Origin of the sequence: Rhodococcus sp. RCBS9 (assembly GCF_029457415.1) — a bacterium.
Taxonomy (GTDB): Bacteria; Actinomycetota; Actinomycetes; order Mycobacteriales; family Mycobacteriaceae; genus Rhodococcus_F; species Rhodococcus_F qingshengii.
This window is the reverse complement of the sequence record NZ_CP120422.1, coordinates 1042925-1068135: the sequence shown is the minus strand read 5'-3', so window position 1 is coordinate 1068135 and position 25211 is coordinate 1042925. Positions and strand designations below refer to the sequence as shown.

Annotated in this window: 25 protein-coding genes; 10 read left to right on the top strand and 15 right to left on the bottom strand. The window is 62.7% G+C overall.

The window, feature by feature from the left end:
• Positions 1-4: 4 nt before the first annotated feature.
• On the bottom strand, positions 5-1216 hold the full coding sequence (locus tag P0M12_RS05025) for a low temperature requirement protein A (RefSeq protein WP_277377490.1): 1212 nt from the start codon (positions 1214-1216) through the stop codon (positions 5-7).
• 192 nt (positions 1217-1408) lie between these two features.
• Between P0M12_RS05025 and P0M12_RS05020 the strand changes: the two genes are divergently transcribed.
• Positions 1409-1633 (top strand): flavin reductase, encoded by a 225-nt coding sequence (locus P0M12_RS05020; RefSeq protein ID WP_232508883.1) that lies wholly within the window; start codon positions 1409-1411, stop codon positions 1631-1633.
• Positions 1634-1644: 11 nt separating this feature from the next.
• The gene (locus P0M12_RS05015; protein ID WP_277377489.1) at positions 1645-1935 is read left to right on the top strand and encodes a hypothetical protein; all 291 of its coding nucleotides are present in this window, start codon (positions 1645-1647) and stop codon (positions 1933-1935) included.
• 9 nt (positions 1936-1944) lie between these two features.
• Here P0M12_RS05015 and P0M12_RS05010 read toward each other — a convergent pair whose 3' ends face one another.
• The gene (locus tag P0M12_RS05010) at positions 1945-4362 is read right to left on the bottom strand and encodes a lysylphosphatidylglycerol synthase transmembrane domain-containing protein (protein WP_007733454.1); all 2418 of its coding nucleotides are present in this window, start codon (positions 4360-4362) and stop codon (positions 1945-1947) included.
• 210 nt (positions 4363-4572) lie between these two features.
• Between P0M12_RS05010 and ppk2 the strand changes: the two genes are divergently transcribed.
• Positions 4573-5538 (top strand): polyphosphate kinase 2, encoded by a 966-nt coding sequence (gene ppk2, locus P0M12_RS05005; protein WP_003940295.1) that lies wholly within the window; start codon positions 4573-4575, stop codon positions 5536-5538.
• 13 nt (positions 5539-5551) lie between these two features.
• Here the strand turns inward: ppk2 and mgrA are convergent, their stop codons facing one another.
• The gene (gene mgrA, locus P0M12_RS05000; protein WP_007733451.1) at positions 5552-6583 is read right to left on the bottom strand and encodes an L-glyceraldehyde 3-phosphate reductase; all 1032 of its coding nucleotides are present in this window, start codon (positions 6581-6583) and stop codon (positions 5552-5554) included.
• 324 nt (positions 6584-6907) lie between these two features.
• On the opposite strand from mgrA, the gene P0M12_RS04995 reads away from it, so the two are divergent.
• Positions 6908-9184 carry a bifunctional SulP family inorganic anion transporter/carbonic anhydrase gene (locus P0M12_RS04995; RefSeq protein ID WP_042451182.1) on the top strand — a complete coding sequence of 759 codons (2277 nt, stop codon included), beginning with the start codon at positions 6908-6910 and terminating at the stop codon, positions 9182-9184.
• Between the two features lie 5 nt (positions 9185-9189).
• Here P0M12_RS04995 and P0M12_RS04990 read toward each other — a convergent pair whose 3' ends face one another.
• From P0M12_RS04990 to P0M12_RS04980, 3 genes are read right to left on the bottom strand one after another with little or no spacing between them, the layout of a single operon-like run.
• On the bottom strand, positions 9190-10533 hold the full coding sequence (locus tag P0M12_RS04990) for a HAMP domain-containing sensor histidine kinase (protein ID WP_003939972.1): 1344 nt from the start codon (positions 10531-10533) through the stop codon (positions 9190-9192).
• Positions 10530-11234, bottom strand: a complete 705-nt coding sequence (locus P0M12_RS04985) for a response regulator (protein WP_003939853.1) — start codon at positions 11232-11234, stop codon at positions 10530-10532. Before P0M12_RS04985 ends, P0M12_RS04990 begins: the two co-directional genes overlap by 4 nt.
• A gap of 40 nt (positions 11235-11274) precedes the next feature.
• Positions 11275-11850 carry a TetR/AcrR family transcriptional regulator gene (locus P0M12_RS04980; RefSeq protein ID WP_029256004.1) on the bottom strand — a complete coding sequence of 192 codons (576 nt, stop codon included), beginning with the start codon at positions 11848-11850 and terminating at the stop codon, positions 11275-11277.
• 89 nt (positions 11851-11939) lie between these two features.
• Here P0M12_RS04980 and P0M12_RS04975 point away from each other — a divergent pair, with 89 nt between their 5' ends.
• A complete protein-coding gene (locus tag P0M12_RS04975) occupies positions 11940-12935 on the top strand; it encodes an ABC transporter permease (protein ID WP_277377488.1) in 996 nt (331 codons plus the stop codon).
• Here the strand turns inward: P0M12_RS04975 and P0M12_RS04970 are convergent.
• The gene (locus tag P0M12_RS04970) at positions 12932-13309 is read right to left on the bottom strand and encodes a DUF952 domain-containing protein (protein ID WP_003939721.1); all 378 of its coding nucleotides are present in this window, start codon (positions 13307-13309) and stop codon (positions 12932-12934) included. The two genes, P0M12_RS04975 and P0M12_RS04970, sit on opposite strands and share 4 nt — an antisense overlap.
• Positions 13310-13385: 76 nt before the next feature.
• On the opposite strand from P0M12_RS04970, the gene P0M12_RS04965 reads away from it, so the two are divergent.
• Positions 13386-13973 (top strand): TetR/AcrR family transcriptional regulator, encoded by a 588-nt coding sequence (locus P0M12_RS04965; protein WP_047270920.1) that lies wholly within the window; start codon positions 13386-13388, stop codon positions 13971-13973.
• Between the two features lie 10 nt (positions 13974-13983).
• Entirely contained in the window at positions 13984-15330 is a 1347-nt protein-coding gene (locus tag P0M12_RS04960; RefSeq protein WP_277377487.1) for a deoxyribodipyrimidine photo-lyase, read from the top strand.
• Positions 15331-15334: 4 nt separating this feature from the next.
• Here P0M12_RS04960 and P0M12_RS04955 read toward each other — a convergent pair whose 3' ends face one another.
• From P0M12_RS04955 to P0M12_RS04945, 3 genes are all read right to left on the bottom strand, one after another.
• Positions 15335-15703 (bottom strand): VOC family protein, encoded by a 369-nt coding sequence (locus tag P0M12_RS04955; protein WP_042921654.1) that lies wholly within the window; start codon positions 15701-15703, stop codon positions 15335-15337.
• Positions 15704-15859: 156 nt separating this feature from the next.
• The gene (locus P0M12_RS04950) at positions 15860-16306 is read right to left on the bottom strand and encodes a hypothetical protein (RefSeq protein WP_021332236.1); all 447 of its coding nucleotides are present in this window, start codon (positions 16304-16306) and stop codon (positions 15860-15862) included.
• Between the two features lie 134 nt (positions 16307-16440).
• Positions 16441-17679: an MFS transporter gene (locus tag P0M12_RS04945; RefSeq protein WP_003940229.1), complete on the bottom strand. Its 1239-nt coding sequence runs from the start codon at positions 17677-17679 to the stop codon at positions 16441-16443.
• A 113-nt stretch (positions 17680-17792) separates the two neighbouring features.
• Here P0M12_RS04945 and P0M12_RS04940 point away from each other — a divergent pair, with 113 nt between their 5' ends.
• On the top strand, positions 17793-18383 hold the full coding sequence (locus P0M12_RS04940) for a TetR/AcrR family transcriptional regulator (protein ID WP_007733425.1): 591 nt from the start codon (positions 17793-17795) through the stop codon (positions 18381-18383).
• Here P0M12_RS04940 and P0M12_RS04935 read toward each other — a convergent pair.
• On the bottom strand, positions 18341-18961 hold the full coding sequence (locus P0M12_RS04935) for a GNAT family N-acetyltransferase (protein WP_051720802.1): 621 nt from the start codon (positions 18959-18961) through the stop codon (positions 18341-18343). The two genes, P0M12_RS04940 and P0M12_RS04935, sit on opposite strands and share 43 nt — an antisense overlap.
• 57 nt (positions 18962-19018) lie before the next feature.
• A complete protein-coding gene (locus tag P0M12_RS04930) occupies positions 19019-19603 on the bottom strand; it encodes a TetR/AcrR family transcriptional regulator (RefSeq protein ID WP_073512672.1) in 585 nt (194 codons plus the stop codon).
• Positions 19604-19690: 87 nt separating this feature from the next.
• Between P0M12_RS04930 and P0M12_RS04925 the strand changes: the two genes are divergently transcribed.
• The gene (locus P0M12_RS04925) at positions 19691-20077 is read left to right on the top strand and encodes a DUF1304 domain-containing protein (RefSeq protein WP_030535390.1); all 387 of its coding nucleotides are present in this window, start codon (positions 19691-19693) and stop codon (positions 20075-20077) included.
• Positions 20078-20084: 7 nt separating this feature from the next.
• Here P0M12_RS04925 and P0M12_RS04920 read toward each other — a convergent pair whose 3' ends face one another.
• From P0M12_RS04920 to P0M12_RS04910, 3 genes are all read right to left on the bottom strand, one after another.
• The gene (locus P0M12_RS04920) at positions 20085-20594 is read right to left on the bottom strand and encodes a hypothetical protein (protein WP_277377486.1); all 510 of its coding nucleotides are present in this window, start codon (positions 20592-20594) and stop codon (positions 20085-20087) included.
• Between the two features lie 301 nt (positions 20595-20895).
• Entirely contained in the window at positions 20896-21741 is an 846-nt protein-coding gene (locus tag P0M12_RS04915; RefSeq protein WP_020970454.1) for a mycofactocin-coupled SDR family oxidoreductase, read from the bottom strand.
• Positions 21742-21833: 92 nt separating this feature from the next.
• Positions 21834-23750 (bottom strand): propionyl-CoA synthetase, encoded by a 1917-nt coding sequence (locus P0M12_RS04910; protein ID WP_003940009.1) that lies wholly within the window; start codon positions 23748-23750, stop codon positions 21834-21836.
• Between the two features lie 178 nt (positions 23751-23928).
• Between P0M12_RS04910 and P0M12_RS04905 the strand changes: the two genes are divergently transcribed.
• Entirely contained in the window at positions 23929-25200 is a 1272-nt protein-coding gene (locus tag P0M12_RS04905) for an MFS transporter (protein ID WP_151098117.1), read from the top strand.
• The last annotated feature ends 11 nt before the right edge of the window (positions 25201-25211 follow it).

The following is a 25211-nucleotide window of genomic DNA, read 5'->3' as shown; positions in this document are numbered from 1 at the left end:
GGGGTTAATAAAGGCGCACAGCAGAGCGGCGCGAACGCCGCACCTGCGCGTACTCGTAGCCGTTCTGCCAGGTCACGGTGGCCACCAGCACCCAGATGATCCACGTGGCGCTCATGTGCGTGCCGACAATGCCCATGACGATGGGGACGGCGGTGCACGGGAGCGCCCAGCCGAGCAGCCACCGTCGGTCCGATCGCGCGAACAGCCCTGCCACCAGGCTGATTCCGAAATAGACTGCGATGCTTCCGCACAACAACCACCGCAGGTTCGCGGGCGTGTGCTCCGCGCCGTGTTCGGTTGCCGCTCCGAGCCCTGCGACCAGAACCGCGATAGCGCCGGTGGTGAAACAGTGCAGCGCCATGTCGATGCGAGCGGGAAACTTCGCGGCCTGCAGGTGCGGAACACCGGCGTGGCCGTAGAGAAGCGAGAGAGCCCACATGCCCGAGAGCAGGACAAACGATCCGACTGCGAGGCTGACCACCGTCGAGTCCCAGGTGAGCTTCGAGGCCGCAGAAATCACGAGGATCACACCCTCGCCCAGCACGATGATGACGTACAGGCCCAAGCGCTCGGCAAGGTGAGCCCGATCGGAGTGCAGGGCTTCGAGTTCGGGCATCCGGTCGTCCTTGAACCCCCGAACCTTGATGATGCGGTCGAGCTTTTCCTGCGCGTCTTCCATGATCGCGCTGCCGGAGACGACGAACATGATCAGCAGGTCGATGGTCACACCGGCGGTCCAGAGCCAGAACCGAGTTTCGCCCTCGAACCAGAACGAGACGATCCACGGGATCACACCGAGAGACATCTGGGCGATCGGCCAGTCCACGACTATCTGGCCGTTGTGCCACACCCGACTCGCCAGCAGACGTACGGCCACGTAGGCGACAGCGAAGGCCAGCGCATGGTTGTCGTGGATGCCGGCCACGGCCGCCATCATGACGGCCAGTCCGAACATGGCGATCAGCATGCTCGGGATCCGGACACGGTCACCGGCAACGTTGCCGTACATCGTGAACGTCGCCCACGCGGTCCAGAACGCGAGATAGAGCAACGCGTAGAGCGCGACATCCGACCACGACGGCGAACCGTGGAGCAGGTGAGCCAACTGACCGATACCGGCAACCACGACGAGGTCGAAGAACAATTCGATCCACGACGCGTGTCGCTCGAGCACCGCCTTCTGCTTCGAGTCTGGTTCATTTCCGAGTTCCGACATACAGCTCAGTATCGGCTATCGGCATCAACAGTGCTGGTAGGCGGCGAAGTTGTCCGTTTTCTCGAAGTAGTGTTTATGCTGTCCGCGCTCACGCGCGCGCCGTCAGGGAGGGGCATGCGAAGGCGCAAGTCGACGCCGTCGACCACATGACAAAGAAGTACGCACAAGAGTTGGCAGACAAGGGCTGACATCGTGAATGTCCCACAGGGCAACCGGGCGTTGTGTTTTCGAGAAGCCATGGCGCACGTGTGCTCACCGAGACTGCCGGAAGCTCCCATCTGGATCGTGTGCACCGTGGACGGTGGTGATCACAAGATCGTGACAGGATCGGTGGACGAGGTCGAGCACCGCGAGTCGAATCCACTGACCTACCACCGGCGTGTATTCGGTACGCACGCACCGACGTCAGTGCTCTAGGAAGGAGAGCCATGTATGTACTGGTGGACGACGGCCGCGTCAGCATCCACGATGTGGACAACCTGAAGGCCTTTCACGTCGAGGTGAGTGCCGACATCTCCGAAGCCGAACTGGACGAACTCTTGCGCCTTCAGGATTACGGATACGTCAGCGGTGGTAGTGCATTCATCTCGGTAGCCCGCGTTCGCGAGAGCACCACGGACGTCGAAGGTGTTGCCGCGATGGTCGACTACGCCCAGAGCAAAGGCTGGGTGGACGAGGACGGCGAAGCACTGCAGGTTCACGTCGTTCGCCAGAAGTAGCGGAACGGCTCAGACCATGTCGTTCTTCTGCAGCCACCGCAGTGTCGGCCAACCGCAGAACACCGGGAGCCAGCAGGTCAGCACTCGGTAGAGCAGGACCGACGGGACCGCGATGCTTGCCGGCAGTCCGAATGCGGACAGACCACCGATGAGGGCGGCCTCGACGGCTCCGACGCCACCCGGTGTCGGAGCCGCCGAGGCGAGCGTCCCACCGATCATCGTCACGATGGTGACGGTGATGAACGTCGTTCCGCCGCCGAATGCTTCGACGCTCGCCCACAGAGCCAGGGCGGCACCGAGAGTTGTTGCGGCGCTGCCGCCCACGATGATGAGGAAGCGCGTGGGATTTCGCGCGAGTTGGCTCAGTTCACCCAACACCTCGGTGATCTGAGGACGCAGGTCGTCGCGCAGCCACCCACGGAGTTTCGGGATGAACATGAATGCACCGAGAACTCCGAGCGCGACGCCGCCCGCCAGGTACAGAACAGTGGATCCCGGGATGAAGTGCGAGAGGTTCGTATCACGTCCGGCGACGATCGAGAAGAAGATCAGCAAGCCGACGTGGGTGACCACCTGGACCGTCTGTTGCAGCGCGACTGCGGCCGTTGCGCGGACGGTACCGAGCCCGCCCTTCTGCAGGAACCGCACGCTCAGCGCGAGCCCGCCGACTCCGGCCGGAGTTGTCGTCGCCGCAAAGGTGTTGGCCACCTGCATGATCAAGAGGTTGCGGTAACTGACCATCGACGACGCACAGGCCCACAGGGCCGCTGCCGCGCCGACGTACGTCAGTGCGGAGACGCCGAGGCCGAGCAGTGCCCACCACCAGTTGGCCGTCTTCAGTTCGGTGATGAACGCGGGGACCTGGCTGATGAAGGGGTAGGCGACGTAGACCAGACCGATGAGCAGAACGAGCTGGATCAGCTGGTTGCGACTGAATCGGGTGACCTGTGCGGGAGCGACCTTTTCGATCCCGTTCTTGGCACCGACCTCGTCTCGGATCTCGGTCATCAGTTTCGCGGAATCCGTGACCGTCCGCCGAATTCGGTTGGGCAATGCAGCGGTGGTCAATCGGCCGGAGGCGGCGAGAATCGTGTCTGCGCCTTGCGCTCGAATCGCGGCGTCCACCGCTGCATCGACCCCGAACAATGATGCGGTGGCGAAGAGAAGTTGTGCGTTGTCGGACTGCATCTGAACTTCGGTGGCGCCGAATTCGGAGTACGCGTACCCGCCGAAGAGGATGGTTCCGCCTTCGACACGAATCTCGGAAGCGCGCAGGTCGCCGTGCGCCATCTGGTGCACGTGAGCGGTATGCAGTGTCTGCCACAGCGCGTCGATCAGTTTGGTGGATTCTTCCTCGCCCGCCTGGTTCTCGACGGCGACGGCAAGGGGGATGCCACGAGGACTCGGGCGCGCGTACATCTCCCACCCGCGATCGAGTACCGAGATTGCGACGGCCTTGGAACTGGCCAGACCGATGTCGGCGAACGCGATACCCATGAGCGCTCGGTGTTCGACGGCGCGACGAAGTGATCCGTAGGGCGGCGGAGTTTCACGGTTCCGGAACGAGATCCAACGGAACGTCTGTCGAATTGCTCCGCTGCTTCGCTGGTTCTGTCCGTACAACTCGACGACGAGTTCGTCGAAAGGTTCGTCGTCCGGTGCTTGGTCGATGGCTGCGGACATGACAAGAGGCCCGATTCCCGAGGGACTCACGACGCGGAACGCGGTGACGCGGTAACCGCGCCGCGCGAGTACGCGTACTGCCGAGTCCAACGGCACTTCGAGGGCAGGGGTGCCGACGGCGAGAACGATCACCGCGCCGATCAGGTAACCGACGGCGAGACCCAGCATCGATCGTGCGGGAACGATCGAGCTGACGATCAGATGGATGGGAGCGAAGAGCAGAAGCAGCGTCCACCAGGCTCGTCGCCACTTCTTCGGAAGCCACGGGCCCGAGACGGTGAGCACCGCCGCGAGCATCGCGATCCATCGCGGATCGTCGAGGAATTGCGACAGGAAGGTGGCGTCGAGTCGGTCCGGCACGTCGAGGTGCCATTTCGGTGCCGCCAGGCCTGTTCCGGTGAAGGACAGCGCGACACCGGCGCACAGGCCGGCGGCGGCGTATCCGGCCAGCAACTTCCACCGGCGCCCGACGATCAGGCCGATCAGGATGGCGAACGGTAGCGCCAGAATTGCGATGCCGTAGAGCAGGTACACAGTGTCTGACAGGCTCGGCGACAGAACACCGACGATGTTGGACACCGACGTTTCGAGGGCGTCCCACTGACTTCGAGTGATCAGAGATCCCGCGATCACGCCGCCGAGCAGCACAGCAGCGATCGCAACCCGCATGATGTCGCTCGTACGGCGGTGCAGTGGTGGCAGGAGGCTTCCCGTTACCGGGATCTCCCGTCCGTCTACTCGCATCTCGCCAGAACTCTCTTCTCTCGGGGTTACCGACCGTCTCAGTTACCTCGATCAAGGTACCGCGTGAGGGTTCGGCGACTGGGAAGCCGGACCTGTCGTTACCTCCTCGATGCCAAGCAACATTCTCTTCGGACCCGCGGGAGCGGGCTTCGGCGCGTAAAATTCACTTTCCGGACGTTCGTTCATTTCGACGACAGGGAGTGCGTATTCATGAGCCCCGACGCCAGCGGTGTGGACGGTCGGGTTCCTGACCTGCCGACCCCGTCGACCAGAATTTCCGTCACCGAGGATTACGCGGCCGAGATCGACGAGCTGTCGAGTCTCAAGCACAAGCTCGGCGTGCTGGAGCCTTCGGAGTTCGCGGATGCCTGGAAGCAGGGTTACCCCTACGAGAAGAAGATGTCGCGCCGCGAGTACGAGCGGAAGAAGCGGCGTCTGCAGATCGAGCTGCTCAAGCTGCAGTTGTGGGTCAAGGAAACCGGTCAGAAGGTGCTCATCATCTTCGAAGGTCGCGATGCTGCCGGTAAGGGCGGGTCGATCAAGAGATTCACCGAGCATCTCAATCCCCGTGGAGCCCGCGTGGTCGCGCTCGAGAAGCCCACCGACATCGAGCGGACGCAGTGGTATTTCCAACGCTATGTCGCACACCTACCCAGCGGCGGCGAGATTGTGATGATGGACCGGTCCTGGTACAACCGCGCCGGCGTCGAACGAGTGATGGGTTACTGCACGCCGACGCAGTATCTCGAGTTCATGAGAGAGACCCCGGACTTCGAGCGGATGCTCGTCAACTCCGGGATTCATCTGCACAAGCTGTGGTTCTCGGTCAGCCGCGAAGAGCAGTTGGCGCGGTTCGCGGCCCGCCGAACGGACCCGGTGCGTCAGTGGAAGCTCTCACCGACCGATCTGGCTTCGCTCGACAAGTGGGACGACTACACTCAGGCCAAGGAAGCCATGTTCTTCTACACCGATACCGGGGATGCGCCCTGGACGGTGATCAAGAGCAACGACAAGAAGCGCGCTCGCCTCGAGGCGATGCGTCACGTGCTCGCCAGCTTCGACTATCCCAACAAGGATCACCGGGCTGTCGGTACTCCGGATCCCTTGATCGTCGGGCCGGCGTCGGCGGTATTCGAAGAGGGCGAGCACGTGAACGTGGAGTTGCCTCAGCTCTAGCGCAGGTGATCGCTCAGATCGAACTGGCCTCTGCCCACAGATTGATGCCGCTGTCCTTGGCGTGCTGATCTATGGAGGCCAGTTCGGCTGCGCTGAATTCGAGATTGTCGAGCGCGCCGACGTTGGCTTCGAGTTGGGCGACACTGGACGCACCGATCAGTACCGAGGTGACCCGCGAATCGCGGAGTGCCCAGCTCAGTGCCAGCTGAGCCAGCGACTGGCCGCGGTCTGCCGCGATGTCGTTGAGCGCGCGGATGTGGGTGAGAGCGTCGTCGGTCAACCACGACGGATCCAGTGACTTACCTTGAGCTGCACGGGAATCCTCGGGGACGCCGTTCAGATAGCGATCGGTGAGCATGCCTTGAGCGAGTGGTGAGAACGCGATGACGCCGACGCCGAGATCGTCGACAGCCGACAGCAGGTCCTGCTCTATCCAGCGGTTCAGCATCGAATAGCTCGGCTGGTGGATCAAGAGCGGAACCCCCGCAGCGGCGAGCAATGCGGCGATTTCACGGGTGCGCTCCGGCGAGTACGAACTGATACCCGCGTACAGGGCCTTGCCCTGCTGGACAGCGCTGATCAGGGCGCCTGCGGTCTCGTCGATCGGAGTTTCGGCGTCAGGGCGATGGCTGTAGAAGATGTCGACATAGTCGACGCCGAGTCGTCCGAGCGACTGATCGAGGGACGACAGCAAATACTTGCGGGAACCACCGAATCCGTAGGGGCCGGGCCACATGTCCCAGCCGGCTTTGGACGAGATGACCAATTCCTCGCGGTACGAAGAGAAATCCTCACGCAGGATCCTGCCGAAGTTCGTCTCGGCGCTTCCGTACGGGGGTCCGTAGTTGTTCGCAAGATCGAAGTGGGTGATTCCGAGATCGAATGCCCGCCGCAGAACTGCGCGCTGGTTCTCGATCGGTACGTCGTCGCCGAAGTTGTGCCAGAGGCCCAGCGAGATGGCCGGGAGTTTGAGACCGCTCCGACCGGTTCGGCGGTACGGCATGGCTTCGTAGCGGTCCTGCGCGGCGACGTACTGATCGGACATGGTGCCTGCCTTCACATCGTTGTGTTTGCGGTTGAGCGTTCACTCCCGACCATTATCGCCGACGGCGCTCAGGTGTGCCGGCCGCTGGAGGTGTGTCAGTCAAAATGCTTGCGGTTTAAAGCAATTCGATCGATCTTTTGGACCGATGTTCAGGTTCGAGTCACAGTGCCGGGCGGCGGTGACGTCGACCACGTCTGGGCTCGCATCTAAGGGAACGGTAAGGAATCGCGGTTACCATGGTCACAGTCGATCGGCGATACCGATCGCCGATTCGCTTCGAACATGTTGCCCAGCAGCCGGATCCGGGGTCCGGCGAGGAGATCTATGTCGACGCAGTCCGTAGTGCACGCACAATCATCCGCAGACGAGAGCGTCGTGGGGGATTCGTCTCCGCCGGGTGGTGGAAGCCGGCGATATCTCGAGCAACTGATCAGATACGACGTGCCGGCGTCGCTGGTCGTATTCCTGGTGGCGCTTCCCCTGTCATTGGGAATTGCGATCGCCTCCGGGGCGCCGATCATGGCAGGCCTGATCGCCGCAATCGTCGGCGGAGTGGTGGCCGGAGCTGTGGGAGGTTCACCGCTGCAAGTCAGTGGTCCCGCAGCCGGCCTGACCGTGGTGGTCGCCGAACTGATCGGCAAGTTCGGGTGGAAAGTCACCTGCCTGATCACCGTCGGCGCCGGAATTCTGCAGATCGTGTTCGGGCTCAGCCGAATTGCCCGTGCGGCGCTGGCTATTGCTCCAGTGGTGGTGCATGCGATGCTCGCCGGTATCGGCATCACCATTGCGCTACAACAGGTTCACGTGTTGTTGGGTGGAAGCTCGGCCAGCTCGGCGCTGGACAATCTACGGCAGTTGCCCGCGCAGATCGGTGCCTTGCATGTCGAGGACCTGATGATCGGACTCGTCGTCATCGCCACCCTTCTCGGGTGGCGCTATCTCCCTGCCGGTGTCCGCAAGGTTCCGGCGGCGTTGGTGGGCATCGTATTGGCAACTCTCGCTTCGCTGGCGCTGCCGATCGACGTCGAGCGTATTGCTCTCGACGGATCTTTGCTGGACTCGATCGGACTCCCCGCTCTGCCCGACGGCCAGTGGCTCGGCGTCGCAACCGGCATCCTGACCATCGCCCTGATCGCCAGTGTGGAGAGTCTGCTCTCGGCCGTGGCCGTGGACAAGATGCACTCGGGCCCGCGGTCGAACTTCGATCGCGAGATGCTCGGCCAGGGCACCGCGAACATGGTGTCCGGGGCCATCGGCGGCCTTCCGGTCACCGGGGTGATCGTGCGCAGTGCGACCAATGTCGAGGCCGGGGCGAAGTCCCGCGCGTCGTCGATCATGCACGGCCTGTGGATTCTGCTGTTCTCGGCTGCGCTCGCCGGGTTGGTCCAGCAGATTCCGAAGTCTGCACTGGCCGGACTGTTGATTGTCATCGGTATTCAACTGGTCAAGCTGGCGCACATTCGGTTGGCGCGACGGACCGGTGATCTGTGGGTGTACGGCATCACGGTGGTCGGCGTCGTGTTCTTGAATCTGCTCGAGGGCGTCCTGATCGGGTTGGCGCTGGCCATCGCCCTCCTGGTGTGGCGTGTCATCCGCGCAACTGTCACCGCAGAAGAGTTGGGCGACAACGATTCCGGGAAGTGGCGCGTCCTGGTCGAAGGCTCGTGCACCTTCCTGGTGCTGCCCAAGCTGACGTCGGTGCTCGCCGGACTCCCACCGCGGTCGGACGTCACCGTCGAGCTGTCTGTCGACTTCCTCGACCATGCCGTCTTCGACGTCATCGAAGAGTGGGCGAGGCAGTACGAGTTGGCAGGTGGTTCGGTGGTCATCGACGAAGTCGGCTCGGTGAGTATGGAGAGCGCGACCACCGGTCCGCCGAAGCGCGGCGCCGCAGTCACCGACCTGCGCGGCTTGCTCGCGCCGTGGGGCAGTTGGCAACCACAGGCTTCGGGGAGGAATCTGAGCAGCCCGCCGGCCTTGCGGCCCATTCTCGACGGGGTGTCCAACTATCATCGCCATCGCGCCGAAGCGATACGGCCGCACATGGATCAGTTGCGCGACGGGCAGAACCCCGACTCTCTTTTCCTTACCTGCGCAGATTCGCGAGTGGTGCCGAACATCATCACGAGCAGTGGCCCCGGCGACCTGTTCACCGTGCGCAATGTCGGAAACCTGGTTCCTGCCGGCGGCCGCGATACGTCGGTGGAAGCGGCACTGGCCTTCGGGATCGACGAGTTGGGTGTCAGCTCGGTGGTCGTGTGCGGACATTCGGGCTGCGGCGCGATGCAAGCACTCCTGACGAACGGTTCGTCGGAATCGGGAGTCGTCGGGGAATGGCTGCGGCATGCGGAGACGAGCTTGCAGGCCTATACGAGTGGCCATCCGGTCGCGCGTGCTGCGGCCGAGGCAGGTTTCTCGGAGGTCGATCAGCTCGGAATGGTCAATGTCGCAGTCCAATTGCAGACTCTCGAACGCCATCCTCTCGTCGGTCAGGCCCGTGTGGATGGTCGCCTGCGTATCGCCGGACTGTTCTTCGACATCGGCTCGGCTCGGGTCATCGAAGTGACAGCGTCAGGGATCGGCCAGTTGATCGAGACCTGAAGGGGCTATTCGGGTCCGGGCTGATCCCTGAGTTCGACCAGCAGGCGAGCCCCGCCGAGTGGACTGTCGTGAAATGTCGTCCGTCCGCCGTGCAGGGCCGCCTGCTGCGCCACCAGCGCCAGGCCCAAACCGGAGCCTGTCTTGCCTGCCGTCGATCCGCGAGTGAAGCGCTCGAACACGCTCGAGCGTTCCTCGGCCGGTATTCCGCAACCGTTGTCGTCGATCGTGATCGTGACGGTGTCCGGTGAATCTGCCGGGCGAGCGAGGGTGATGCGCACCGCGCTCGCGCCGCCGTGGCGGACTGCATTGGTGATCGCGTTGTCGAGGATCAACCGGATTCCGCCGGGAAGGGCCCGGATGCAATAGGGGAGTGGGGAATCCACCGTGACGACGCCGACGTCGAGCCCAGGATGATGTCGGCGTGCGTCGTCGGCAGCGATGTCGCAGACCTCGGTCAAATCGGTGTCCTTGAAATCCTCGGCCGTCGAGAGTTCACCCTTCGCCAGGCGCTCGAGGTCTCTCAGAGTTGACTCGACGCGGCCCTGCGCGCGGGCCAGATCTGTGAGGATCTCGCGTCTTTGTTCGTGATCGAGGTCGTGAATGGACAACACTTCGATGTCGGTTCGCATTGCTGTCAACGGAGTTCGGAGTTCGTGAGCCGAGGCGGACGCAAAATCTCGGGCGGCGGCAAGGGCGGAGTTGGTTGCGGCTTGCGCTCGAGCGACGTCGCTGAGCATCGATTCTGCTGCTGCGGCAAGCTCGTCCGCTTCACGGATTCCGGAAACCTCGGTGGCGAGATCGGGATCGCGCCTGGCGATCCGGCGGGTCAACTCCACGAGGGGGCGCACCGCCGGGCCACCGAACAACCATCCCAACGCAGCTGCGGCCGCTACGGCCCCGACGCCGAAGAACGCAACCTGTCGCTGTTGGTCGACTGTGATGTCTCGCGCTTCGGCATAGGGAACCGCCAGCGAGACAAGGGCATTGATCCCGTCGGCCTCGGCGGTATATGCCCGGTACTTCGTACCGTCCACGTCGACGGTCGCCGAGCCGACCGGTAGTTCGGGCAGTCGCGTCGGGGTACTGGATTTGACGGTTCCGTCGGTGTCGGAGCGGATGGTCACGGAAAAGGCGCCGCCGTCTCCGAACGCGCCGAGAAAAGGTCCCGCTGTAGCCGCATTGGCCACGATGACCGTCGATGCCGTCTCCAATCGACGGTCCAACTGCGCCAAATTGTTTCGTGCGATAGCCAGTGCAACGACCACACCGAGTGCGATGACGATGAACGTCGCCCCCAGTGCCGCGGCCGCGGCAACGCGAGTTCGTAGTGAGAAGCGGCGACGCTTCACGGGTTCTCCCGAAGCACGAACCCGACGCCGCGAACGGTATGCAGCAGACGAGGTGAACCGCCGGATTCGAACTTTCGACGCAGATAGCCGATGAAGACGTCCACGACGTTCGTGTCGGCGACGAAGTCGTAGCCCCACACCAGTTCGAGGAGACGTTCGCGAGTGAGCACGATGCCGGAATTGTGTGCGAGCACTTCGAGTAGCTCGAATTCGCGTTTGGTGAGCGGTACTTCCTTGCCGTCGACACGAACCCGGCGACCGGAGAGATCGATGTCGAGGTTTCCGACCCGCAGGGTATTCGTACCCTCGGAGTGATCGCCGGCCGGAGTGTTGCTGCGACGGAGCATTGCGCGGATCCGGGCAACCAGTTCGGCAAGAACAAACGGTTTGACCATGTAGTCGTCTGCACCGGATTCGAGCCCGGCGATGCGATCGTCGACCGAGTTGCGCGCACTGAGCACGCAGATCGGGATTTCGTTGCCGGCGGCACGAAGCGCCGTCACCACACCGGTGCCGTCGAGCACCGGCATGTTGATGTCGAGGACTACCGCGTCCGGTCGCTTGTCGGAGATCACTCGGAGCGCGTCGGCGCCGTCCACCGCCGTCAGTACGGTGAATCCCGAGAGCCGCAATCCGCGTTCGAGTGAGGTCAGGACGTCTGCGTCGTCGTCGACTACGAGGATTTTCGGTATCTCGGTCACAGCCCCATTGTGCCTTGCCTGGTACGTCGGGTTTCGCCGATCAGACCGGCAAGTCGGTACCGTCCGGACGCAGACCGGCCATGAACACCGCGACCAACCGCGGGACCAGGTTCGGCATGGCCTCGTCGGACAACTCGATTTGCGGGCGCGTCAGTTTGGCCAGAGCCATGACGAATTCGAGCGGTTGCAGATCGGCGCGAACCAGTCCGGCGCTCTGAGCGGCGCCGATCGTCGCGGTCATCTTCGTTTTCGTCACCTCACGCACCGCCAGAACTTCGGGCGCCAGCTCGGTGAAACTGCGTTCCACCAGTGCAGGAATGAGCGCACCCAGGCGCAGTTCCACGAGGCGGTCCACCAGCGTGTGCCACGCGTTTGTGGGATCGGTGGACATTGCCGTGAGTGCGATGTCGGCAGCCTCGCGGACATCGGTCAGTGTTGCGACGGCGACGGCGGTCACGAGGTCCTCGCGCGTCGGAAAGTTCCGATACAGCGTGGCGATGCCCACTTTCGCGAGTTCTGCGACTGCGTCGAGGGGCGCGTCGTGCCCGCGCTCGGTGAACACCGCTCGTGCGGCGTCGACTATTGCGTTTCTGCGTTCACGTGCATCGGCTCGCACATCCACCTCCGGTATTGACAGTTCATCATAACCGGAGGAATATCTTCCACAAATAGTGGAGGAAAAACTTCCACTTAGGGAAGGTAGTTATGAACGCCGAAGTCGAAGCACGGGACCGCAAGAAGTTGGTGGCTGTGGTGTTGGGCTTGTCCGCCGTGATCGGGCTGATGCTGCTTGCCTTCGTGCTGCCCTCGGTCAACAGTGGCCCGCACGAACTGAAGTTGGGCATCACCGGTCCAGCTGCGGCAACCGAACAGATCAGCACCTCGCTCGAGGCGAGTAAGCAAGGCGCCTTCGATACTCGAGAATTCGCCGACGCCGACGCCCTGCGTGACGCGATTCGGAATCGCGACGTGGTCGGCGGAATCGCCGTTGATGCCAACGGTCCTCACGTGTTGATCGCGACCGCAGGCGGAACCCCGATCGCCCAAACCTTGACCGGTCTGGCCAGTGGGCTCGCGGAGAGTTCGGGGGTGAAGGTTCCCGTCGAAGACGTTGTGCCGTTGACGGCGGACGACCCGACTGGTGCTGGGCTCACGGCATTGGCCTTGCCTCTGGTGTTCGGCGGAATCATGCCCGCTGTTGTTCTCGTGCAACTGTTTCCGCGCAGCATCGTCAAGCGAATGTTGGGCGCTGCCGGCGTCGCGGTGGTCGCGGGTTTTGCACTGACTGCCATTCTGCAGTTCGGCACCAACAGTCTTGACGGAAACTACCTGCTCACCGCGCTCACACTCGCCGTTGGTATTTCGGCCATCTCGCTTCCCATTTTGGGGCTCGAATCCCTGCTCGGGATGAAGGGGTTCGCGTTGGGCGCCGTCACGATGATGTTCATCGGAAACCCACTCTCGGGGATGGCGACAACTGCCGCGTGGTTGCCCGCGGGTTGGGGCGCTTTGGGGCAGCTGCTCCCACCTGGCGCCGCAGGAGCATCCGTCCGTTCGATGGCGTTCTTCGACGGCCATGGCGCCACCACGCCACTTCTGGTGCTGGTGTGCTGGATTGCCGTCGGGATCGCGCTGTGCGTGGCTGCCGGCCGGAAGAAGGCGTCGGCGCCGGTTATCGAACCGGAGGCCGCGCTGGTCTAGCCGGCGCAGCTTGCGTACGGGGTCAGGTCGGGAATCGGCCAGACCCCGTCAACGCGTTCCACGGCCAGTTCGGCGACCACGGTGTCCTCGTCCATCGGTAGAGGTCGGAGGATTCGGGGCTTTTCCGCCTCCCATTCGACGTCGATGCCCGCGGAGGTCAGGGCGTCCTGATCGATGACGGCGACGACCAGCGGCAATGTGAGGTCGCCGAACACCAGATCGAGCACCGAAGCGAGTGCGTCCGGGGTCGTTGCGCGAATGAATCCTGCCTCGTCGTAACTGATTCCGCGCGTCGAGACCTCGTACTCACCGAAACGCTTGCATGCTTCCCAGTCGTCGGCGATAGCGACGTGGACGAGTCGTTGTCCGGTCATGCAGTGCTCCTGTAGTATTCGAATTAATGAAACGTCAACGTAGCATTAATTTACCGGCACGGTAACAGGGGACTTGATGGAGCAACCGCGCAGACGTGGGAGAACCAGTGACGCCGAGCGCGCCGAACGACGCAACGAGATTCTCGACGTCGCTGTCGACTCGTTTCGAGATGTCGGGTTCGCCCGAACTACCATCGAGGGCATTGCCACGGTGGCCGGCGTCGCCAAGCGCACCGTGTATAGCTACTTCGGCGACAAGTCTGCGGTCTTTGCAGCTGCGGTTGCGCGTCAGCACGCGTACGTCGACAATGCCGGCGAGGGCCAGTCCGACCTGCTCGCCGCTGCAGTGGACATCGTCATCGCCCTGCACAGCGACAACTCGATTGCGCTGCACCGCATGATGATCGGCGAGGCAGTGCAGTTCCCTGAATTGGCCGCAGCGTTCTACGAATCCGGCCCGGCCAAGTCGATTGCCTTTCTGGAGAAGATATTGATCGATCAGCACGGCCAGAAGGCTGCGCTGTGCGCGGATCAGTTGTACACCTTGCTGCTCGGGGAGGAGCACCGGCGGCGACTGCTCGGGCTCACCTCCGAACCGACAGCCGAAAGAGCGGCGCAACTGGCGGCCCGCGCGGTGGGATGCGTTCTGAGATCTGATCGGTAGGCTCGACTGGGTGAGTAACTCTGTGATCTGGTTTCGACGCGATCTGAGGGTCGGTGATCTTCCGACTCTGACTGCAGCGGCGGATGCCGGCGGACAGACGTTGGGTTTGTTCGTCCTCGACGAGAAGTTGCTCGGACCGGCAGGCTCACCCCGCCAGAATCAACTGTTCGCCAACTTGTCGGCACTCGACAACCAGCTCGACGGACGATTGATGGTTGTTCGAGGTGATCCGGCAGACGTGGTGCCCCGCGTGGCGGAATCCGTTGGCGCCGAAGAAGTTCACATCAGTGCCGACTACGGGCCCTACGGCCGACGGCGCGACGCGGCCGTGGCCGAGAAGGTGGAGTTGATCGCCACCGGGTCACCATATGCCGTGGCGCCCGGACGCGTCACCAAGGCGGACGGTGATCCGTACAAGGTGTTCACGCCGTACTTCCGTCAGTGGATGGAACATGGTTGGCGGGGCCCCGCGTCGACCGATGCGGGGACGGTCCGTTGGTTCGATCCGAGCGAGAAGGACGGTGGCCCGCGCCGGGTGAGTATCCCCGCGCCGTCCGGCACCGTCAGCGATGTCGTCGGTGAGGCCGGTGCGCTCGAACAGTGGAAAGAATACTGCGAGAACGATCTTGACCGGTACGACGACGAACGAAATCGACCCGACCTCGACACCACGAGTCGGATGTCGATCCCGCTCAAGTACGGCACGATTCATCCGAGAACCATGTTGGCAGATCTCTCCAAGCGACTCGGAGACGGCGCTCAGGCGTACCGTCGCCAGCTTGCTTGGCGAGACTTCTACGCAGACATCCTGTTTCAGCGCCCCGACAGCGCGCGGAAGAATTACGACGACAAGTTCGACCGTTTACGTCACGACGGGGGAGTCGACGCAGACGCCGCCTTCACGGCCTGGTGTGAAGGCAAGACCGGCTTCCCGATCGTGGATGCCGGCATGCGGCAACTCGCCGCCGAGAACTGGATGCACAATCGGGTCCGAATGATCGTCGCGTCATTCCTGGTGAAGGACCTGCACATTCCGTGGTGGCGCGGCGCACGGTACTTCATGTCGCATCTGGTGGACGGTGACTTGGCCTCCAATCAGCACGGGTGGCAGTGGACTGCCGGGTCGGGTACGGATGCTTCGCCCTTCTTCCGCGTCTTCAACCCGATCACGCAAGGGGAGAAGTTCGATCCCGACGGCACATACGTCCGTCGGTGGGTCCCCGAACTTCGCGATGTTCCCGGGAAGGCCGTCCACTCGTTGAAGGCGATGCGCCCAGTCGACTACCCGGACCCGATAGTCGATCACGCGCACGAGCGTGAGGAGGCCTTGCGCCGGTACGGCGAGATCAAAGGCTGAGTGCTCAGTGATCTGCGGGCGCTACGCGGACGCGGTTTCCGTCCAGATCTGAAATGACAAACGTCAGACCGAAGACATCTTCGTTGGGTTCTTCGACGACCGAGACTCCCTTGGCCACCCACTCGTCGTGGATCGCCCGAATTTCGTTGCTCCCGCCGTCGACCAAGATGCCGACTTCGAAATTGCGCGGTGTCGCGGGATCGAGGTCGCGGGACTTGCCGCTCCACAGTGCAAGGACCACACCGCCGCCGAGGTCGAAGGTCATGTACCGAGGGCTGAGGACCTCAGGCTTCGCGTCGAACAATTCGCCGTAGAACGCTGCTGCGGAGGCGGCATCGCTGACGTAGATCAGAAACTGGTTGGGTAGTCGCACTGTGGTTTTCCCTCTCCCGTTGATTTTCGGGCCACCGGCAGCGGGGCGTGTGCCTGGTCGTGCGGGGCTGCGTTCAACAATCCCCGCGCGCCGGACGAATGTCCAAGAACAAGTGCGTCTGAGAGGCAGATGGATTACTTATGACGACTGCCGCAGTCACACCGCACTGAGGTGGTACCCGACGCTCAGGTTCGGGTAGTAGCCGTCGATGTAGCTCGAGATGAAGTAGTGATCAGGGTCGGTGGTGCGAGTTCCGTCGGTGTCGAACTGCGGATAGTCGTTGGCCATGAAGACGGCTTGTCCGCCGCCGGGAGTGGAATAGACGACGTCGACCGTCAGGCCGCGCGGGTCCTGGTTGTACGCCGTGACGATTTCGGTCTCGTGGGGCGCGAGCGACTGGCGTGGGCTCTGCATCCACTGTCCGTAGGGGTTGTCGGCGCCTTCGAGATGAATTGTCTGTTCGGTGTCGTTGCTGATCGTCATCGTGATGCTGTTGCCGGTTGTGGGAAGGGTTCCGGCACTGGCGATTCCGCTCAATCCCAACGTGAGGGCGCCGGCGGCCAGAGCTGTGATTGCGGCAACTACGTAGCGTGGGTTCGTCATCGTCGGTGTCCTTTGTCCGGGTGAGCGTTCGGTTGGCTCTCTCGAAGACAACTATGTCGGAGCAGATCGATGTCGTATGTCCACTCCCCGGACCCTGTGCAGGCGGAACGGTGTGTCCACCGATCGGGGGACACCTACTCCGACACCGAGACGGCTTCGACCTTTCGCTCGCCGGTGACCAGCAGTCCGATCAGTGCGGCCGCCGCGAGCACCATGACGAGTGCTCCGTAACCACGCGTCGTATCCACCAATCCGACCTTGCCGACCAGGTAGCCGGCCAGCAAGGCGGGAAGACTGTTGGCCAGATATGCGATGACGTAGACGGTGGACAACAAACCCGCGCGTTCGTGGTTCTCGGCCAGCGGCATGACGGTGAGGATAGTTCCTTGGAATCCTGCTCCGAAGCCGATACCTGCAACAGCCGTACCGACCAGAATCAATACGGCAGAGGATGTTTCAGCACCGATGAGTGTGACGGCCACCCCGAGCACCAAGGCGGTGGTTCCGATCAGCATCACGGTCCGGCCGCCGAGTTTGCGGAAGGTGAGCACTGCTGCCGCTCCGAATCCTGTCAGTGTTGCGACCATGATGGCACCGATGAGGGAGCTGTGAACGTCAAGTGCGTTGCGCGCCAATGCAGGTCCGAGTGAGAGGTAGAAACCTCCCAGTGCCCAGACCGCGATCAGGCACGGTGCGGTCAGGGCAATCATCGTGCGCGCCTGACGAGGAACGGCCAGTGTGGGGCGCAGGGACTGCCAGGCTCCGGGGCGTCCGCCCGAAGTCTCGGGAGCGGCCCATACTCCGAAGATCTCGAGAATGACAAGCACGAGAAGGACCAGGTAGACAGTGCTGGTGGGACGGGGCAGGTGCTCGCTGATGAGGCTCGAACCCACTGCTCCGACTGCAAGCCCCATCGTCGGAGCGACGCTGTTGATGATCGATCCTCGGCCCGGAGTGCGTTCGAGGTCGATCAATGCCGAACCCAGAGCACTGATTGCAGCGCCGGTGGCAACACCCTGTACGACCCGGGCGATGAGCAGGATGGTCAAACCGTCGGCCGAGGCGAACAGTGCGAGCGAGACTGCCTCGAGCGCGAGTGCTCCGAGCAGGACCGGGCGCCTGCCGATGTGATCGGACAGGGATCCGGCGGTCAGGAGCGTGGCGAGCAATGCGAGAGCGTAGATGCCGAACACGAGCGTCGACGCGAGCGAGGAGAATCCCCACAACTGTTGATAGTGCTCGTACAACGGTGTCGGGGTCGCGGATGCGCCCAGGAACGTGGCGATGATGACGGCGATGAGTGTGAAAGCGACGCCTCGCCCAAGGCGTGGGCGTGAAGTGCTCTCGGTCTGTGGTGAAACGGTCGTTGTCATTGTCGTAGCGCTTCCCGTGCGGGTGGTGAAGACTTCAAACGCAAATACTTTGCGTTTGGGACGCTACGCCTGGCCGTAGCCTAATGCAACATCTTTGCGTTAGTATTGGATTTATGAGTCCGTCCGCAGGTCCGCGCCCCGGTGGCCGTAGTGCGCGCATCCAACAGGCCGTGCATGCGTCGGCGCGCAAGTTGTTGGAACAGCGTGATCGAGCCGAGATCACGGTGCCGATGATCGCGACCGATGCGGGAGTGACCCCGTCGACCATCTATCGGCGGTGGGGTGACATCAACGAAGTCTTTGCCGACGTCTCGATCGAGAGATTGCGCCCGGACGCCGACCCGCGTGAAACGGGCTCGCTCCGAGGGGATCTGACGATTTGGGCGCAGGAGTACCTCGAGGAGATGTCTGCGCCTGTCGGTCGTGCTTCGTTGCGTGACGTGTTGATGAGCGACGATCAGACGCATGCACCGGACGGTACGAAGAAGTTCAAGTGTGCCTTCTTCTGTCGGACGCAGATCGACGTGATCCTCGCGCGTTGGCCGGAAGCTGCCGGCGTGGATGGTGATTCGGTGGTCGACCATGTAGTGGCGCCGATCATCTACCGAATTCTGTTCGACCTCGAACCGGTCGTGCCGCAGCGAGTTGCGGAATTGGTGGATCAGACGCTTGCCCTCGCGGCGCGGGTCGTTGCCGAAGGCTGATCGCTACGTAGTCGGGCGTGGACGTGCATGTCGTGCCAGCCGTCGGCGTGCCTGGCGGAGCTTCGTCGAACACCTTCTTCGCTGAACCCTGCTTTGGTGGCGACTCGGCACGATCGTGGGTTGTGGATCGAGTGCTCGAGTTCCAGTCGATGAAACCCCGCTTCGCGGAATGCCCACTCGGACAGTGCGGTTACAGACTGGGTGCACAGTCCGCGGCCGCGCGCCGCTGGGGTCACCCAATACGCGAGCTCGGCAGTGCCGTCCCACAAATTCACCCCCTTTGCTGCGATTCGGCCGAGGAGTTCATTTGTCTCGGGAGCGGCGATCGCCCAATGGCATTCGGATTCGCTTGCCCACCCGTCTCTCCACTGGGTGAGCCAACCCAGTGCTTCGTCGATCGAGTCGGCGCGGCGGATGTGCCAACGCTGAATCGACGGATCGCGAAAGGCTTCCATGACGGCCGGTGCGTCGTCGCGGGTCCAGGGTCGGAGAATCGCGAAAGTCCCGACGTGGATCGAGGGTTGGTCCATTCCCCGGAGATATCCAGCGGCGATAGCGGGCGTGGTCAACTTGGGCACGTGAAGCATCATCGCCTACCCGCCTGATGGCGGGCAATGGCGTGAGCTCTCCGGTCATTATCCCTGCCACTCTGCGTTCAGTCGGCGCGCAGATTCGAGAGTTGCGATGGCCTCTTCGGTGTCAACTCGTGCGAGTACCAATGCACTTACCGTGCAGGAGAGAAGGATTCGAGTGCGATCTGAGAGCGTGGCGTCTGTCTCGGTTGGAAACGCGGCGTGTAATCCACTGTTGATCGCGTCGGCGAGTTCTCGGCGGTACGCGCGGATCACTGCGGCCGCCGCATCGTCGTGCGCGCCGAGTCCGGCAGCCGTATTGAGAAGTAGGCAACCGCGCCGAGACGAGTCGGCGGTCATGGTGCCGATCGCTTGCGCAAGCGAGGAAAGGTAGTCGTCGACTGCGTCTGCCCCGGGATTTGTCGTGAGGCTGCGCAGACGTGGCCGGATGACATGGTCGAGGTACATCTGCACGGCGGCGTCGAACAATCCGCGCTTGTTGGTGAACGAGTTGTAGAGACTTGACCGACTCAGCCCCGTCGCGGATTCGAGGTCGCCGAGTGAGGCACCTTCGTATCCGCGTGCCCAGAAAACGTCCAAAGCGGCAGCGACCACGGCTGTTGTGTCGAATTCTTGTGATCTGCCCATCAAAGCCTCGCTCTTTCTGTATCGTTCGGTCCAGTATATATTGGACCGAACGATACAGAATTCACTCGAAGCAACAGGAGCTCACCGATGAACGTCGCCGGCTACATCTTCGCGGGACTGGCCGCAGCAGTGCACGTATACATTTTTGTCCTCGAATCGATTCTCTGGACGGCCCCGAAGACCCGCGCCGCGTTCGGCGTGAAGTCCGAGGAAGAGGCGATCACCACGCAGCCGCTCGCCTTCAACCAGGGCTTTTACAACCTTTTCTTGGCGATCGTATCGGCGGTCGGCATCGTGATTGCGGCGACCGGCTCCGCGTCGGTCGGAATTGCCCTCGTCCTGGCAGGCACAGGATCGATGGTTGCCGCGGGATTGGTGCTGATTCTCTCGTCTCCCGACAAAGCCCGCGCAGCCGTCGTACAGATGCTTTTCCCAGCTATTGCCGTTGTTCTGCTGGTAATCCACCTGCTTTGAGTGGTCTCTATCCGCCGCCGAGCACCAGTGATTCGATCAACGCAAAAGCCCCGATGAGTGCTCCGCAATCGAAGGCTTCGGCCAGGGCGTAACCGATGACAAGTTCGTCGGTGCTCGGCGTGCTCGACCAGACTGCGTCGGTCTGTCTGGGATCGGATTCCTCGTTCTTGGAGAAGTGCCCGATCCGCAATCCGTCGCGGGTGAATGCACTGTTCGCGTCGTCGACTGGGGCGAAGTTCAAACTCACGCCGTCGACGAGTGCCGAGACAGAGTACGAGCGACGGGACAGAAACCCTTTGCCGACAGTGAGTTCGACTTCGTCGCCACCGACAGTGAAGAACAAGTCGGCGGTGGCGCGCGTTCCGATGGGTGTGCCTTCACGGCGCGGGGCATCGACTCGACGCGTCAACAGAGCGTGTGAGTTGCCGTTTCGGACGTCGACGACCCCCGTGTCGACATCGAACGAGATCTCGACTTTTCCGTGAATCTGGTCCATTACGGCGTATTTGACCGTCACTGTGCCTACCCCCTGTAAGTGTGAACTCGGGTCCATAATACGTGGTGGGAGCGTTGTCCAGTATGCCCGAATCCAAAAAAATAGTGCCGAATGACGCGCGTTTGCGGCCAAATGCTTCTACGCTGGGTCTTGGGTTTGTTGCGCATCCCACAACGGTTTTTCCCACACCAGACGAGGAGCGCCTATGAGGTTGTCGACTACTTGTTCTGTTGCTACGAAGGCTTGATCAAGCCGGAATTGCCTCTGCCGGATGGTGCTCGAGACCCATCCGGCAGAGGCAATTCTGCATCAGTTCGGGCCTTCAGCCGCCGGCGAATTTTTCCGAGGTGCCGAGATCGATCGGCAACGCGATGCCGGTGATCCCGCGCCCGGCCGGCCCCACCAGATAGAACACCGCATCCGCAATCACTTCGGGGTCGACCCACGGGTGGGGCAGCAGATTCAGCTTCGACATGATCGGAGCGGTATCGGCGAGGACAGGATTCTCCAAGTCTGGACGGAACGCACGAACCATCGGTTCGTTGTCGATCATCGTCGTACGCACATTGCCCGGGTGTACGGAGTTGACTCGGATGTCTGCCCAGCCGAGTTCGTTGGCCAGAGACTTCGCCAACCCCCGAACGGCGTGCTTGGACGCGGAGTAATGGGCAATCCCCGGCACGCCTCGAAGCCCGGCCATCGAGCTGATCAACACAATGGATCCACCTCGATTGCCGTTCATGATGTGCGGAATCGACACCTTGGTCGTCAACCAGACGCCGGTGACGTTGATGTCCATCAGCTCGCGGAACTCTTCGGCGCTCAGGTCCCAGGACAATTTCGCCGACGCCGCGATTCCCGCGTTGGCGATCACGATGTCCAGTCGGCCGAGTTTCTCGACTCCGGCGTCGACCGCTGATTTCAGGGCATCAAGGTCGCGAGTGTCCGCGACGGACGCGACGATGCGCCGGCCCTGAGCTTCGACCAGGGCGACGGTCTGGGCGAGGTCGGCTTCGGTGGCCATGTCGTACCCCGCCGTTGCGACCGGCGCGCAGAGATCCACCGCGATGATGTCCGCGCCCTCGGACGCGAGCTTGACGGCATGCGCGCGCCCTTGACCACGCGCCGCTCCGGTGATGAATGCGACCTGACCGTCCAAATTGCCCATCGAACTTCCCCTGCCCGTGTGAATCGCCGAAACTGGAACGTGTTCATACTGCTACGTCCGGAGGCAGACAGACAGGGGAATTCGCTGAATCCTTATCCGCGAAGGAGTTTGGACAACTCGTCCAATACGCTCGCGTCCTCGATGGTCGACGGGACCGTGTACTCCTCGTTGTCGGCGATCTGCCGCATGGTCTTGCGGAGGATCTTGCCGGAACGAGTCTTCGGTAGTGCGGCGACGACGGTGACGTCCCGGAACGTGGCGACGGCACCGATCTGGTCTCGCACCCGCGCGACCAGTTCCTGTCGGAGTGTTTCGGGATCGATGTCGACGCCGGACTTGAGCACGACATAACCGCTCGGCCGTTGCCCCTTGAGTTCGTCGTGAATGCCGATGACCGCGCATTCGGCGACAGCCGGGTGGCCGGCGACGACGGCCTCCATGCTTCCGGTCGAAAGGCGATGTCCGGCAACGTTGATCACGTCGTCACTTCGTCCGAGCACGAAGACGTAGTTGTCCTCGTCGATGTACCCGGAGTCGCCGGTGAGGTAATACCCTTCGAAAGTCGACAGGTAGGACTTCACGTACCGGTCCTCGTCACGCCACAGTCCGGCGAGTGTTCCGGGAGGAAGCGGCAGGCCGATCACGATGTTGCCCTCGGTGCCCGGACCCACGAGTTCGCCCTTGCCGTCGACGATTTCGACGCGGTATCCGGGGCAGGCGACGGTGGGTGAGCCCGCTTTGATCTCCATGGGTTCGAGGCCGCGCAGATTCGCGCAGATGGCCCAACCGGTTTCTGTCTGCCACCAGTGATCGACCACCGGGCGATCGAGAATCCGAGTAGCCCACTCGTAGGTGTCGGGATCCAAGCGCTCGCCGGCCGCGAAGAGTGTGTCGAGCGACGAGATGTCGTACTTGGCAAGCTCTTTTGCGTCCGGGTCGGCCTTGCGGACCGCGCGGATCGCTGTCGGAGCGGTGAAGAGTGCCGACACGTTGTATTCGGAAATGATGCGCCAGAACGCACCGGCGTCGGGGGTGCCGACGGGCTTGCCTTCGTACATGACCGTCGTAGCTCCGGCGAGCAACGGTCCGTAGACGATGTAGGAGTGGCCGACCACCCAGCCGACGTCGGAGGCGGTCCACCACACCTGTCCTGGGCTGATGTCGTACAGATTCTTCATGGTCCACGTCAGCGCAACGGCATGGCCACCGTTGTCCCGGACGACGCCCTTGGGCTTACCGGTCGTTCCCGAGGTGTAGAGGATGTAGAGCGGATCCGTCGCGGCGACCGACACCGGGTCGGCCGGGGTGGCGTCGGCGATCAGCTCGTCCCAGTCGAACCAGGCTGCGGCACTTGACTTGTAGTCGGAAGCTGCACCGGGAATCTGCTCGCGATTCTTCACGATCACGGTGTGCGCGGGAGTGGCGGACAGTTGCAGAGCCTTCTCGACCATCGGCAGGTACTCGATTGTTCGTCCGGGTTCGAGGCCGCCGGACGCCGTCACGAGCACCACTGGACCGGCGTCGTCGATTCGCGTTGCGAGCTCCTTGGCCGCAAAGCCGCCGAACACCACCGAATGCACCGCGCCGATTCGCGCACACGCGAGCATCGCGATCGCAGCCTCGGGGATCATCGGCATGTAGATGATCACGCGGTCGCCCGCCACCACACCCTGATCTTTCAAGACGCCGGCGAAGAGTGAGACCTGCTCGAGCAATTCGGCGTAGGTGTAAGTGGCTTTGGTGGGGACCATCGCGGAGTCGAAGATCAACGCGGTCTGATCGCCGCGGCCGTCGCGGACGTGCCGATCGAGGGCATTGAAGCTGGTGTTGAGCGAAGCATCCGGGAACCAGCGATAGATCGGCGCGGCAGAGTCGTCGAGAGCCTTGGTGGGGGCGACATCCCAGTCGACGGCCCGCGCAGCGTCGAGCCAGAACTTCTCCGGCTGATCCATGCTCTCGCGATATGCGTCGGCATACGTGGTGTGGGACGCCTGCTCGGAAGAGCTCATCGACGTGTGTCCTCTCGTGAACTTCGCTTACCGGTGACCTGAAACACCTTAGGTCACCGTCAGTGCGGTGCGCCTCAGTAGCGGTGCGGGTACCGTCCCTTTGCGCCGGGCGGGCCTGTCCCGTCGGCCAGTGGCGCGCAGGGGTGGGATAGGCCAGGGACTGAAAGGGGGGATCGATGTGACAGGTGCAGCGCAACGCGCAGGCTTCTGGGGAGTCCTCGCTCTGCGTGACTTCCGACTTCTGTGGACCGGCGACGCAGTCAGCGGTATCGGAAACGGTGTCACGACCGTCGTACTGCCGCTGATCGCGCTTCGCGAACTGGACGCGAGTAGCTTTCAGATCGGTGTGCTGGCATCAGCAGTGTGGTTGCCGTGGTTGATCGTCGGACTACCAGCCGGTGCCTGGATCGACCGGCTGCCTCGGCGCCCGATCATGATGATCGCGAACGCTGCGTGCGCGCTGTTCTTCGCGAGCCTCGCGATCGCCGGCTTCCTGGAGGCGATGACATACGGCCACCTGCTCCTGGTCGCGCTGCTCACCGGTACAGCCACCGTCTTCTTCCAGGCGGCCTATCACTCGTATCTCCCCACGGTGCTCGCCGAAGCGGATCTTGTCGAAGGGAACTCGAAGATTCAGGGCGCCGAGGCCGCAACTCGGGTGATCGGCCCAAGCGTCGGTGGGCTGGTGGTTGCAACTGTCGGGCTCGCGGCCGGTCTGGTTGTCGACGCGTTCACGTTCGCCTTCTGCTTCGTATGCATCTGGCTGATTCGTGTGCAGGAGACCGTCCATCGCGGACAGAATCAGCGAGAACCGTTGCGACGGCAGATTGCGCTCGGACTGCGATTCGTCGCCGGTGATCCGTATCTGCGGTCGATCGTCGTCTACGGCACTCTGCTCAATTTCGGTCTCACCGGGTACTCCACGATCCAGATCGTGTTCCTGGAAAAGACGGTTGGCGTGGGGGAGTTCGGACTCGGGCTTCTCCTGGCGATTGCCGGGGTGGGCGGAATTGTCGGATCGATGATCGCGCGCCCGCTCGGCCGCAGATTCGGCACTGCCCGAAGCGTCCTCATCTGTCAGTTGGTGACGGGACCGTTCATCCTGTTAGCACCTCTGACGACGTACGGTGCCGGCCTGTTCTGGTTCTGCATCGGCGGCATGGTGACGGTTGCGGGCGTCGTGTCGTGCAACGTGGTGCTCGGCAGTTTCCGTCAAAGTTACTGTCCGCCGGACCGCCTCGGACGAGTGGTGGCAACGAGTATGTTCCTGCTGCACAGCAGCATTCCGCTCGGTGCTCTGACGGCAGGCTATCTCGGCGACGCAGTGGGACCGCGCGGGACGATGTGGATCATGGCCTGCCTGATCGCGCCGTGCGGATTGGTCTTGCTCTTCAGCCCCCTCCGCGGAATCCGCGATCTACCGAGTCGGCCTGCGATCTCAGTGCGGTAGAGAATCGCTGC